The organism is Sulfitobacter sp. G21635-S1 (assembly GCF_027213915.1).
GTDB lineage: Bacteria > Pseudomonadota > Alphaproteobacteria > Rhodobacterales > Rhodobacteraceae > Sulfitobacter.
This window is the reverse complement of sequence record NZ_JAPWGV010000009.1, coordinates 65,712-76,652: the sequence shown is the minus strand read 5'-3', so window position 1 is coordinate 76,652 and position 10,941 is coordinate 65,712. Positions and strand designations below refer to the sequence as shown.

The following is a 10,941-nucleotide window of genomic DNA, read 5'->3' as shown; positions in this document are numbered from 1 at the left end:
AGCCTCCGATTACCTCATGGATAGTCTGGCTGGGGCATTTGCCCTTGCTGGATGGCGCGGTGCTACCATCCGGCAAGGGAGGATTCAATACCTGATTGAATTAGTCTGCTTTTGAGGCCTCTGTACCTGTCGGCGGTCTGCCGCCGTTTTCAGGCCAGAGTTCAGATCAGAGTACAGGCTGGGGTTCAGGCCAGATGGGCGCGCAGAATCCAGGCGAATTTCTCATGCGCCTGGCCCCGTGCGATGCACAGATCTTCGGTCAGCGTGTCGCCCTGTTCGGCGGCCAGTTCACCGGCCCCGGCAAGGGTTTCAGCAAGCGTTTCCTGGGCCTCTTTCATCAGGCGGACCATGTCCGCGGCTGCGGGCACACCGGTGACTTCGGCCACTTTGGACCGCTTCAGCATACCGGCAAGGGTGCCTTCGGCATGGCCCTCAAGCGCCTTGACCCGTTCGGCCAGATCGTCCTGCGCGGTGAAATGATCCTCATAGATGGTCTGGAACAGGGCGTGCAGGGGGCCGAATGCCATGCCTGTCACGTTCCAGTGGAAATTCTGTGCGAGCATCGTGGTCACGGCGGTCTCGGCCACGCATTGGTTCAGCGCCTCGACGATCTGGGTCGCTGCATCGGTGGAAAGGGTCTGTGCTGTCTGGGTCATTGCGGCCTCCTGCATCATGAATGGGGTGCTGGCTGGCATCCGGCTGGCTTGCACCGTCAAATTACAGGTGGGGCAGAGGTTTGGCAAGTCGAATTAGAATTATTCTAAACTTGTTCCTGCGCATCGACGACAGTCTGCAAAAGGAAGGCAAGGTTCCGCCGCGCGTGTCTGGGCACGCGGGAATGCAGCAGGAAGGTCGCGCTGGCTGTGTCGTTCGATTTCAGGCTGCGGGCGAGGGCCATCAGCCAGTCCTCGTCAAAGGAAGTTGCCCGCTCGCCGCTCCGGTAGATCACGGGGCGTTGCCCCAGTGCCTGATGAAGACAGCGCATCAGCACCTCTGACGCGGCCTGCGCGGCCACCTGCCGGTTGCCGGACAGGGCGGCACAGGCACCGAAGAGATCGACATAGGTCTTGCAGCGCCCCCTGCGGGCGGCATGGCGCAGGTGTTCCAGCAGCGAAAGGCCGGGCTGGTCGCTGGCCGGGCCCTCGCTGTCGTCAAACGATACCTTGCGCTGTGCTACTGTCATCTCTGCCTTGTCCTTTTCCGGTCTGCTCTGGTCTCTGCGGCCTGCCTGATGCCTGCTGCCGCCTTCACGCCGCCTTGCCGCCGGACAAGACGGAGAGGCTGATCTTTTTCTTGCGGCAGCGGGTCTCATAGGCCTTTTCCCAGTGGCTGTAGCGCCCCATCACCGATTGCTGCGCAACCAGAAGTTCGATGAAGGCCTCGCGGGCGGCGTTCTTTTTCAGGCCCTTGAAGACGGACTTCTGTGCCTTTGTCATGGAACAGCCGATGCAATGGCCTTCGCGTTTGAATTTGCAGACGTCGATGCAGGGGCTGGGAACTTTGGTCATGGTCTACTCGCTTGAGGGGGGCTTTGGCCCGATCTGGCTTGGGTGTCCGGGTCAGTGAAGCGTGCGGCTCCGGACGGTTTCGGCAGTGCCGCGGGGCGGTGGTGACTGGCGGGCGATGCATTGCATGGCCAGGCCGACCTGAGCCGCCATCAGCGCCACATGTTCCGCCTGGGAGGCAGGCACAAGCAGGCTGGCCACCATCGCCGCTTCGGCCAGGTCGCCGCGTGCCGCCTCGCGCACGAGGGTTTGCAGCACCGCCTCGTCCGAGCCGATGCAGTCGCAGCCAAGGCCGTGCCGCACCAGCGGACGGCGCGCATAGGCGCAGAGCGCGGTCAGCAGTCTTTCGAACTGTCGGATCTCTGCACGGCCGCCTGCGGTGCCGAAACAGCGGGCAAAGCCGGTGCCGACCTTTTCCTGCCCCTCAAGGCTGTCCATCCACAGGCGCATCGACAGAATCAGCTCCGCCTCCCAGGGCGGGACATTGGTCAGCCGGCCGACGACAGCGCTGCCCGGGCTATCCACCGCTTCGGTCATTTTGTCAAAATCAGCTTGCCCGCGCGGGTGATGCGCAGGGTATAGGTCTGGCCGTCCAGTACGATATTGGCTTTCTGGCCGTTCACGATCAGATCGCGCGCGTCATAGACGGCGGTATCCTCGGGATTGTCCTGTGCGCGGGGGGCGGAAAGATCGGGCATCAGGATCATCGACTTTCTCCGACAGCATGCGGAAGGCCGGCCAGCTGCTCCTGCACAAGGTTGCCGATCTGTGTTTTGTCAGCGCCTGACATCACGATATCGCGCCAGCCGGGGCTGGCCGGGGCCGCCACCGGGGAGGGGGTGGCATCATGCTCGGGTTTGGTCACGTCTGTCTCCTTTTTCGTGAACATCCGGCCTGCCTGGGCGGTGGCTGGGACGGGTTTGGGCGGGCTCGTGTAAAAACCAACTGTTCGAGTCGGGTATTAATGCCTTGTTATCGTAATCTGACAAATTCAGTCAAGAATTGACTTGGCGATACCGGCAGCTTTATCGGGCAATGACTTGCCGTCTTTCTGGTCAAGAAAATTCAGCCGGTTTCCGAAGGGGTCCCAGACCCGCATCTGCAGGCCCCAGGGCAGCGGATCCAGCCCCGGACGCATGTTGGCATAGGGGGGCAGGGATGCATGCCAGGCGCGCAGGTTGTCCACATGGACCATCACGCTGGAGCCCGGGGTAGCATCGCCGTGGTGTTCGCTCAGATGCAGGTGGAACTCACCCAGCCGCAGAAAGGCGTAAAGCGGCGCATCCGCGTCAAACCGATGCTCCCCCACCCAGGTGAAACCGAGCCAGTCGAGATAGAATGCGCGCGCCTTGGCTTCGTCGAAACTGCGAAACACCGGCGCGCTGCGTGTCACCTGGGGGATCATGAAGGCACCTTTGTGGCGGCGGGGTGGGTCGGGGTGACGATCATCATCGTGTCCTTTCGGTTTTGGGGTCTGCCCGGTCCATCATGCGAGGTCAGGGTGGTCGCCGCATCGCCGATCCCCTCAGGCAGAGGCGGCATGGGGCAGGATATAGGGAATACCGGCGGCGGGCGGGGCGGAGACACGCAGCCTGCAGCCATAGGCCCGTGACAGGGTGTCATCCGTCAGCACCTCGGCAGGGGTGCCAAAGGCGATGCGCTGCCCCTCGGCCAGGATCGCCACCCGGTCGGCATAAAGCGCGGTGAGGTTCAGGTCATGCATCACCGCGATCACGCCGCCGCCGTCACGGGCAAAACGCCGGGCGATCTCCATCACCTGCAGTTGATGGGCGATATCCAGGCTTGAAACCGGTTCATCCAGCAAGAGCCAGCGCGGCTGACCGTCCTCGACCGCCGCCCAGACCTGCGCCAGCACACGGGCCAGCATGACGCGCTGCGCCTCGCCCCCTGAAAGCGCCTGAAAGGTGCGGTCGGCGTAATCGGCCAGCCCGACACGGGCAAGCGCCTGCATCGGCACTTCGGGCCGGTCCCCGGCGGTGCCGCTTTGCAGGCCCAGGCGCACGACCTCGATCACGCTGAAAGGGAAGGCAAGCCGCGATGCCTGTGGCAGGACCGCGCGTTGCGCCGCCAGTTCCCAGGGTTTCATCCCGGCGATGTCGCGCCCGTTGATGCTGACCTTTCCGTCAAAGGGCAGGGTGGCGGTGATTGCCCCCAGCAGGGTGGATTTGCCCGATCCGTTCGGGCCGACGATGGCTGTGACCTCTCCGGCCCGGGCGGTCAGGCTGACGCCCCGCAGGGCGGCCCGGGAGCCATAGAAGACGCGGATGTTTTCGGCGATCAGGCTCACAGCTCCACCAGCCCCTTGCGTTTCAGCAGGATCCACAGGAACACCGGCGCGCCGAGTACGGCGGTGACGATCCCGATCGGCAGTTCCGCAGGGGCGATGACGACGCGGGCGATCACATCGGCGAGGATCAGCAGGGTTGCCCCCATCAGCGCGGCATTGGGCAGCAATGTCCGGTGATCGGGGCCAAAGCCCAGGCGCAGCAGATGCGGCACCACGATGCCGATGAACCCGATTCCGCCGGAGACCGCGACGGCCGCCCCGGTGGCCCCGGCCACCGCGAGGATGGCGATGGATTTCATGCGCTGCACGTCGATGCCGATATGGGCCGCCGTGGCCTCGCCCAGGGCCAGCCCGTTCAGCCCCCGGCCCAGCATCATGGCCGCGCCGAGCGCCAGCAGGATCATCGGCCCCGCGCCCAGAACCTTGGCCCAGCTGGCCCCGGCCAGAGAGCCCAGACCCCAGAAGGTCAGGTCGCGCAATTGCCGGTCATCGGCCACATAGACAAGGATGCCGGACAGCGCCCCCGCCAGCGCGCCGAGCGCAATGCCCGCCAGCAGCATCGTCGCGACAGAGGTGCGCCCGTGCCGGGTCGACACCTTGTAAAGCAGGATGGTTGCGCCCCAGCCGCCCAGAAAGGCCGCAAAGGGGGTCAGTTGATTGCCGGTCAGATCAATCAGCCAGACGGGCAGCAAGGCGCCCAGCACGATGGCCAGGATCGCGCCCAGACCGGCCCCCGCGCCAACGCCGACGATGCCGGGATCGGCCAGCGGGTTGCGGAACAGCCCCTGCATGGCCGCCCCCGAAACCGCCAGCGCCGCGCCCACCAGCACCCCCATGGCCAGACGCGGCAGGCGGATGTCAAACAGGACCACCTGTTCCATATGCGACAGGGCCTGCCCCTGCAGGATCTTGCCCAGCATTGCGGAGAGGGTCACATCGGTTGCGCCGACCTCAAGACTGGCGATGCAGGCCAGCGCAAGCGCGCCTGCGAGCATCCAGTGCAGCGCACGGGCGCGGGCCAGACGATCCCTCGGGGCCGGGATGATCTCTGTCATCGAGGCCATCGGTCAGCTTTCCTGTCCGTAAAGCGCCGCGTTCAGGTCCCGGATCGCGCTGGCCGTGCGCGGCCCGAACCCCAGCATCAGCAGCCCGTCCATGCGCACCACAGACCGGGTTTGGGCCGCAGGCGTCAGGCTGATGGCGGGCAGGGCGAACAATTCATCATCCGCCGCGCCATGGTCGCCGCCACGATCCATCATCAGGATCACATCCGGCGCGGCCAGACCTACCGCCTCCTCGGTGATCTGCTTGTAGCCTGCATAGTCCGAAACCGCGTTCACCCCGCCTGCCATGCGGATCAGCGCATCGGCCTCCGTGCCGGTGCCGGAGGCGTTGATCTTGCCGCCCTGGGTGGACAGCACAAAGAGCACCCGCTTCTTATCGCCTTGGGGTCGGGCGGCATCCGCCAGGGCATCGGCAAGCGCGGCCTCTACCTGTGCAGAGAGATCGGCAGCCCGGTCAGGCACTTCAAGAGCGTCGCCGATCACCCTGATCTTGTTCAGAATTCCCTCCGCCGTAAGTGCGTCTGGCACTTCGACGAAATCGACATCGGCGGCACGGATGACCTCCAGCGCCTCTGGCGGGCCTGCACCCTCTTCCGACAGGATCAGCGCAGGTCCGACCGAGAGCACACCCTCGGACGAGAGGGCGCGCATATAGCCCACATCCGGCAGGCCGGTCACATCGGGCGGATAGGTGGAGGTGGTATCGCGCGCCTTCAGCCGGTGCTGCTGGCCCAGGGCCACGACAATCTCCGTCACCGAACCGCCGATGGCCAGGACATCGGCGCCGGATTGATCCGCGCGGGCGGCGGGGTGAAGGCCCAGCGTCAGGGGCAGGGCAAGGGCAGCGGCAAGCAGGCCGCGATGAAAGGTGATCCTCATGCCGGGACCTCTTCCAATGCCGGCAGGCCGGTGACGATGCGGCCCCAATGGGCGCGGGAATCGCGCCCTTCCTTGCCGACACCAAAGACCTGAAAGATCAGCCCGCCCTCGGCGTCAAAAGCCTCTACCGACACTGCCGGGCCGCGCTGCGTGGGTTTTTCCACCGCCCAGACCTCGGCCACCTTGTCGAGCCGCAGATGCAGGTTGAAACCCGGATCCATGACGTTCTGCCAGGGGCCCATCGGGTGCAGCTTGTGGATCGGGCCGCTGTGGATCTGGATGCAGCCCCGGTTCCCGACAAAGATCATCACCTCGATCCCGGCATCGCGCACGGCGTGCAGCATGTCGTCAACGGCTTTCGGGGCAAGCTGGCGCACGAAAGGGGCCCCGGCAATGCGGTAGGCGCCCAGCCGGTTCATCTTGAGCTTGGAGCACAGGCGCAGGAACTGATGGGTGTCGGTCAGCCGCGCCCATTCGGCGCGCAGGATGTCCAGCTTTTCCGGCGCTGATTTTGCCGCCTCGACGGGTTTGCGTGGCGCGACCGTCTGGCCCTCTGCCTGATCCGCCATGGCCAGATCGGCCACGATCCCGGCCCATGCGTCCTGGTTCGAGGTCTCTCTGAGGTGGATCTTGTGTACCGCGTCGCCCGCCGCATCAAATATCTGCAACGCGCGACGCGGGCCCTGCTCGGCCTCTTGTTCGACCGCAAAGGCATGGACCCAATGGGACGGGAAGATGCGCAGGTCGATGTTCTCTGTCAGTGTCATCGCAGCATGGGGGCCGGGATGGTAATTGCCATATGCGCCGATCTTTTCGTGAACGCAGGCCGCAACCCGCGTCAGGGCCATGACCTCGCCCAGCTTTTCGGCGGCGGGAATCACCCTGTCGGGATGCGCCTCTATCCGGGTCACGCCGCGTCCGATGCTGGCGGCGACCAGCTCTGCCTCGGAAATGTTCAGCTGGTCAGCGGCATCGCGCGCGCGCAGCCTGGGGTTTTCGGCCTGAAAGGCACGGATGTCGGCAGGGGTTGGGTGGGTCATGGGCGTCCTCGGATGTGGGATGGTCCGATGGCTGCGCCCGACAGGTCCGGTACGTGGCTTTCGTAAAATACTTGACTGTTTTAGTCTGGTACGATTAAGGGTGCAACCCATACGATTGCGATAATCGTCAATTCACAAAAACCTGCCGCGCCAGCCTCCGCAAGCTTCGGCTATTTATCCCTGAAGGATGGCGCATATGCTTACCCCCCTACTTCGCGGCACGACCGCGCTTGTCTGCCTGTCGCTGGCAGCACCGGCCCTGGCCCAGGACCTGACCCAGGACGAGGGCACCCCCGGTTTCCTTGGCACCCTGATCCTGACCGGCGGCAAGCGCGACCTGAGCTTTGGCACGGCGCTGGCGCGGACCGTCGTGGGGGAGGAGGAGATTGCCGACCGGCAGGCCAGCACCGTGGCTCAGGTGATCGATTCCATACCCGGTGTGACCCTTGTGAACGGCACCACGCCGCAGGGTTCGGGCATCAACATCCGGGGGTTCGGGGCCAATACGACCTATGGGTCGGACCAGAAGATTGCCGTGCTGGTGGATGGTGCCACCGTCGGGTCGGAAGAGCTTTACCGCATCGGCACGCAATTGTTCACCGATCCGCTGCTCTATCGTCAGGTCGAAGTGCTGCGTGGCACCATCGGCAGCTTTGCCTATGGGTCTGGCATTGTCGGCGGGGTGGTCAAGCTGGAGACAAAGGACGCCTCCGATTTCACCGGCGGCGTGCCGGGCTTTGGCGGCTCCCAGACCTTTGAATACAGTTCCAACGGCGACGGAAAGGTCAGTTCGACCAATCTGGCCTGGATGCCGACGACACGCGCCGAATTCCTGCTGAACTATTCCTTCCGGGATCAGAACGATCTGCAATCCGGGGATGGCGCCGTGATCGGGAACAGCGCGTTTCAGACGCCATCCTATCTGGCCAAGGCGAAATTCACCTTCGGGCAGGACGATGCGCAATCCCTGACTTTCAGCCAGTCGCGCACCGTGGCCGATGACAAGGATGTCCCCTATGACCAGTTCGACACCACCGGCGGCAGTTTCGGCAATGTGGACCGGCTGACGGATACCGCCCAGAGCGTTCTGGAATACCGGTATAATCCCGCCAGCGCGCTGATCGACCTGCGGGCCAATCTTTCCTATGCCGATCAGATCATTGAATATGATTACGTGCCGGGGTCTTCGCCGCTGGAGGGGACGCCGACCTTTCCCTTCCTTCTGGATACGGTCAACGCCGATCAGCGCTATGAGACCACAAAGCTGACCCTGACGAACCGCGCCCTGTTCCAGACCGGAATGCTGTCGCATGACATGCTGGCCGGGCTTGAGGTGCAGCGCCGGGAGCGGGCCGACAACACCGCTGCCGGGGCACCCGGTGGCCGCGATGACCGCCATGCGCTTTTCGTGGTGGACGAGATGACGGTGGGACGGTTCACCATCACACCTGCGTTGCGCTATGAAAATTCCCGGATCACCTCGGCGCTGCCGCTGGCACCTGAACCGGATAGCTATCAAAAGGATGCGCTGATGGGCGGGCTGGCGCTGGCCTATGATTTCGGCAATGGCCTCTCCGTCTTTGGCAGCGCCGCCTATACCGAAGGGCTGCCGATCATCGACGATCTGGGCACCAGCCCCACGGCCCAGCGGCGCATCGCCACGGCAGAGAAATCGCATACGCTGGAGTTCGGGGCGGCCTATACCGGCACCGATGTCTTTGCGCCGGAGGACAGCTTTACCATCCGGGGTAATCTCTATGCGACGAAATTGCGTGACATCACCAGCTATCTGGTTGCCGGGGACACCACGACAGAGCTGGAATCGGTGGAACCGAGAGGCTTTGAACTGGAGGCCTCCTATGGGATGGCCAGTGGCTTCTATGCCGATTTCTCAGGCCATCTGGGGCAAGGGACAGAATACAATCCCGATGGCACGTCGACCGTCTGGCGCAACCTTGCGGCGGACCGGGTTCATCTGACCCTGGGCAAACGGTGGAACGACGATTTCGATCTGAGCTGGGAAATTGTCCATTCGGCGGACCAGCGCGATGCGTTGGGGGCCGATCTGCCCAACAGCACAGCGCATAACCTGCGGGCGACATGGCGGCCCGATCAGGGCTGGCTGGACGGGACCGAAGTGCGCTTTGGCGTGGAGAATGTCTTTGACAGGGATTACGTGGGACACCTGTCGTCGCCCTCCCGCAAGGCACCGGGCCGGACCTTCAAGGTGTCGCTCACCAAATCGTTCTGACCGGGCAGGCCGGGTTTCAGGCGGCAGCCGGTGCCGCGCTGCCGATCAGATCCCAGCGGTTGCCGAAGATGTCGCGAAAGACGGCAACGGTGCCGTAGGGTTCATGGCGCGGGAGCTCCTCGAACACGACAGCTTTGGCGCGCAGGGCATTGTAATCGCGCTCAAAGTTGTCGGTGTTCAGAAACAGCCAGACCCGCCCTGCGCCCTGGTTGCCGATGGCGGTGCGCTGCCCCTCATTGGCCGGTTCGGCCAGGATCATGCCCGCGCCCCCGCCGGGTGGCGTGACGCGGACCCAGCGTTTGTGGCCCTGGTCGATGTCTTCGGTCAGGTCAAAGCCCATCACATCGCAATAAAAGGCGATGGCTTCGTCATAATCGGGGATGATCAGGGTCAGGGCAGAGAGATGCATGGGGGCAGGATGCCCGCATTCACGGGGCCGCGCAACACGGGATCAGGGCAGGCCGCGCATGGTCTGCCCCTCCGGCGGGCATCGTCCGTGTCAGCCCATGATGTCCAGCAGCGGGTCTGGCGGGATCGGCGCGGATTGGTCGGTTGCGCTGTAGGGGTTGTCGAACACGGTGTCGTATCCCATGTCCTCCAGCGCGGCGATGGTCATCAATGACACGAAACTGCCTGTGTCCACATAGCCGGTCATCAGTTCCGCATTGAACAGGACCTCATCCCAATGGCTGCCCGCCGTGCCGGAGCCGCCATCGGTTTCCACAGGCACCCCCAGGGGCGCGCCCGGATCATTGGCGGCGATGCCGGGAAATTCGCTCTGATAGACATCCGTGGCATTTGCGCCGGTAAAGCGGAGGTCGCCCCCGCCGACCGAGCCGCTGGTCAGCCCCATCAGCGACCAGAGCGAACCAAAGCCCATGGCGTGCATCATCTCATGCAGGATGATGGCCTCCCAATTGCCAAGGCCAAGCTGGTTCTGGGCATCCGCGCTGTCAAAGGTCATGGCACCTGTCGCGGGCAGGTAGCTGCCATCGCCGCGCAGTTCACGGGGGCCTGCGCTGCCCAGGATGCCGCCGACGCCGTCGATCGTGTCCAGCGTGGCGGTGATGGTGATGTCATCAATGGCGATGCCGTCCACCAGCGCATCCGGCAGATCACCCAGGATGATCGTGCTCAGGTAATCCGCCGCTTCGATAAAGGCGCTTTGCAATTCGGCGGACCAGGTGCCGACAAAATCAATGGTGACATTATACGCCGTGCCTGCCGGGCCACCGCTGGTATAGCCGGTCAGGGGGATCGAACCGGGGTCCGGCATGGCGTCCGGATCACGGCCGCTTTCGGCATTGTCACTGCCCGGTGGCGGGCTGGGCGGTGTCACCTGCGGCGTGCCCGGGGTGGCCCCGCCGGGCCGGCCCGAGGTGACGGGCGGCACTTCCGGCTCAACTGGCGGATCAAGGGGCGGGGGCGCCGGATCGGGGTCTTGGTCCATCGGCGTCGTGGGGTCCGGGTCGGGGTCCGGCCTGCCATCGCCATTCTCATCGGCGGTGACGTTCCCGCCTTCCTCAACCGGGGTTTCCACGTCTTGCGCGCCCCTGTGAGAGGCTGCCGGCGCATCATGTTCAAAGGTGAATTCGAAATGATCGCCCCGCGCTTGCTGCTGGGATTCTGTCGCCTCCGCCGCGTGGTCGTCCGGGTGCTGGCGGTGGTCCTCTGACCCCGGGGATCGCCCGGTGTCGCCCCGATGCGGCAGGTCGGACCGATCATGCCGGTCCTCTGCGACAAACCGGTCCTCTGCGACAAACCGTTCCGCGCCGGGTTCGCCCCGTCTGCCCGGGGGGCGGGATGCGGGCGTCTCAGCCCCAATTGAATTGCGAAAATACATCTGATCAACCTTGCTCATGAAAATATGAAAAAACTGTACAGAACTCTGCCA

The 10,941-nt window shown here is 64.3% G+C and carries 14 protein-coding genes; 1 reads left to right on the top strand and 13 read right to left on the bottom strand.

Features of this window, described 5'->3' with window-relative positions:
* Positions 1-185: 185 nt before the first annotated feature.
* The 11 genes from O4H53_RS10940 to O4H53_RS10890 form a co-directional block, all read right to left on the bottom strand.
* Positions 186-656 carry a Dps family protein gene (locus O4H53_RS10940; protein ID WP_269363740.1) on the bottom strand — a complete coding sequence of 157 codons (471 nt, stop codon included), beginning with the start codon at positions 654-656 and terminating at the stop codon, positions 186-188.
* A 104-nt stretch (positions 657-760) separates the two neighbouring features.
* Positions 761-1,183 (bottom strand): hypothetical protein, encoded by a 423-nt coding sequence (locus O4H53_RS10935; protein ID WP_269363738.1) that lies wholly within the window; start codon positions 1,181-1,183, stop codon positions 761-763.
* A gap of 64 nt (positions 1,184-1,247) precedes the next feature.
* Positions 1,248-1,508: a DUF1289 domain-containing protein gene (locus O4H53_RS10930; RefSeq protein WP_269363736.1), complete on the bottom strand. Its 261-nt coding sequence runs from the start codon at positions 1,506-1,508 to the stop codon at positions 1,248-1,250.
* Between the two features lie 51 nt (positions 1,509-1,559).
* The gene (locus O4H53_RS10925) at positions 1,560-2,042 is read right to left on the bottom strand and encodes a hypothetical protein (RefSeq protein ID WP_269363734.1); all 483 of its coding nucleotides are present in this window, start codon (positions 2,040-2,042) and stop codon (positions 1,560-1,562) included.
* Positions 2,039-2,203, bottom strand: a complete 165-nt coding sequence (gene hemP / locus O4H53_RS10920; protein WP_269363901.1) for a hemin uptake protein HemP — start codon at positions 2,201-2,203, stop codon at positions 2,039-2,041. The genes O4H53_RS10925 and hemP overlap by 4 nt, the downstream gene beginning before the upstream one ends.
* A 5-nt stretch (positions 2,204-2,208) precedes the next feature.
* Positions 2,209-2,370, bottom strand: coding sequence for a hypothetical protein (locus tag O4H53_RS10915; protein WP_269363733.1), 162 nt, complete (start codon positions 2,368-2,370; stop codon positions 2,209-2,211).
* Positions 2,371-2,496: 126 nt separating this feature from the next.
* Positions 2,497-2,910 (bottom strand): glyoxalase superfamily protein, encoded by a 414-nt coding sequence (locus tag O4H53_RS10910; protein ID WP_269363732.1) that lies wholly within the window; start codon positions 2,908-2,910, stop codon positions 2,497-2,499.
* A 120-nt stretch (positions 2,911-3,030) separates the two neighbouring features.
* Positions 3,031-3,813: a heme ABC transporter ATP-binding protein gene (locus tag O4H53_RS10905; protein WP_269363730.1), complete on the bottom strand. Its 783-nt coding sequence runs from the start codon at positions 3,811-3,813 to the stop codon at positions 3,031-3,033.
* Complete coding sequence (locus O4H53_RS10900; protein WP_269363728.1) at positions 3,810-4,877, bottom strand: FecCD family ABC transporter permease; 1,068 nt, start codon at positions 4,875-4,877, stop codon at positions 3,810-3,812. The genes O4H53_RS10905 and O4H53_RS10900 overlap by 4 nt, the downstream gene beginning before the upstream one ends.
* A gap of 3 nt (positions 4,878-4,880) precedes the next feature.
* Positions 4,881-5,756: a heme/hemin ABC transporter substrate-binding protein gene (locus O4H53_RS10895; RefSeq protein WP_269363726.1), complete on the bottom strand. Its 876-nt coding sequence runs from the start codon at positions 5,754-5,756 to the stop codon at positions 4,881-4,883.
* Entirely contained in the window at positions 5,753-6,796 is a 1,044-nt protein-coding gene (locus O4H53_RS10890) for a hemin-degrading factor (protein WP_269363725.1), read from the bottom strand. The genes O4H53_RS10895 and O4H53_RS10890 overlap by 4 nt, the downstream gene beginning before the upstream one ends.
* A gap of 196 nt (positions 6,797-6,992) precedes the next feature.
* Here O4H53_RS10890 and O4H53_RS10885 point away from each other — a divergent pair, with 196 nt between their 5' ends.
* Entirely contained in the window at positions 6,993-9,047 is a 2,055-nt protein-coding gene (locus O4H53_RS10885) for a TonB-dependent receptor plug domain-containing protein (RefSeq protein ID WP_269363723.1), read from the top strand.
* Positions 9,048-9,063: 16 nt separating this feature from the next.
* On the opposite strand, the gene O4H53_RS10880 is transcribed toward O4H53_RS10885, so the two are convergent.
* Both O4H53_RS10880 and O4H53_RS10875 read right to left on the bottom strand, forming a co-directional pair.
* Positions 9,064-9,456: a VOC family protein gene (locus O4H53_RS10880; RefSeq protein WP_269363721.1), complete on the bottom strand. Its 393-nt coding sequence runs from the start codon at positions 9,454-9,456 to the stop codon at positions 9,064-9,066.
* Between the two features lie 90 nt (positions 9,457-9,546).
* A complete protein-coding gene (locus O4H53_RS10875; protein ID WP_269363719.1) occupies positions 9,547-10,908 on the bottom strand; it encodes a leishmanolysin-related zinc metalloendopeptidase in 1,362 nt (453 codons plus the stop codon).
* Between the last annotated feature and the right edge of the window lie 33 nt (positions 10,909-10,941).

Excerpts from the sequence above, each read along its gene's own strand:
- O4H53_RS10925 (WP_269363734.1), bottom strand. The coding sequence starts at position 2,042 with ATGACCGAAGCGGTGGATAGCCCGGGCAGCGCTGTCGTCGGCCGGCTG.
- O4H53_RS10930 (WP_269363736.1), bottom strand. The coding sequence starts at position 1,508 with ATGACCAAAGTTCCCAGCCCCTGCATCGACGTCTGCAAATTCAAACGC.
- O4H53_RS10880 (WP_269363721.1), bottom strand. The coding sequence starts at position 9,456 with ATGCATCTCTCTGCCCTGACCCTGATCATCCCCGATTATGACGAAGCC.
- O4H53_RS10895 (WP_269363726.1), bottom strand. The coding sequence starts at position 5,756 with ATGAGGATCACCTTTCATCGCGGCCTGCTTGCCGCTGCCCTTGCCCTG.
- O4H53_RS10910 (WP_269363732.1), bottom strand. The coding sequence starts at position 2,910 with ATGATCCCCCAGGTGACACGCAGCGCGCCGGTGTTTCGCAGTTTCGAC.
- hemP (WP_269363901.1), bottom strand. The coding sequence starts at position 2,203 with ATGCCCGATCTTTCCGCCCCCCGCGCACAGGACAATCCCGAGGATACC.
- O4H53_RS10935 (WP_269363738.1), bottom strand. The coding sequence starts at position 1,183 with ATGACAGTAGCACAGCGCAAGGTATCGTTTGACGACAGCGAGGGCCCG.
- O4H53_RS10875 (WP_269363719.1), bottom strand. The coding sequence starts at position 10,908 with ATGAGCAAGGTTGATCAGATGTATTTTCGCAATTCAATTGGGGCTGAG.
- O4H53_RS10890 (WP_269363725.1), bottom strand. The coding sequence starts at position 6,796 with ATGACCCACCCAACCCCTGCCGACATCCGTGCCTTTCAGGCCGAAAAC.
- O4H53_RS10885 (WP_269363723.1), top strand. The coding sequence starts at position 6,993 with ATGCTTACCCCCCTACTTCGCGGCACGACCGCGCTTGTCTGCCTGTCG.
- O4H53_RS10900 (WP_269363728.1), bottom strand. The coding sequence starts at position 4,877 with ATGGCCTCGATGACAGAGATCATCCCGGCCCCGAGGGATCGTCTGGCC.
- O4H53_RS10940 (WP_269363740.1), bottom strand. The coding sequence starts at position 656 with ATGACCCAGACAGCACAGACCCTTTCCACCGATGCAGCGACCCAGATC.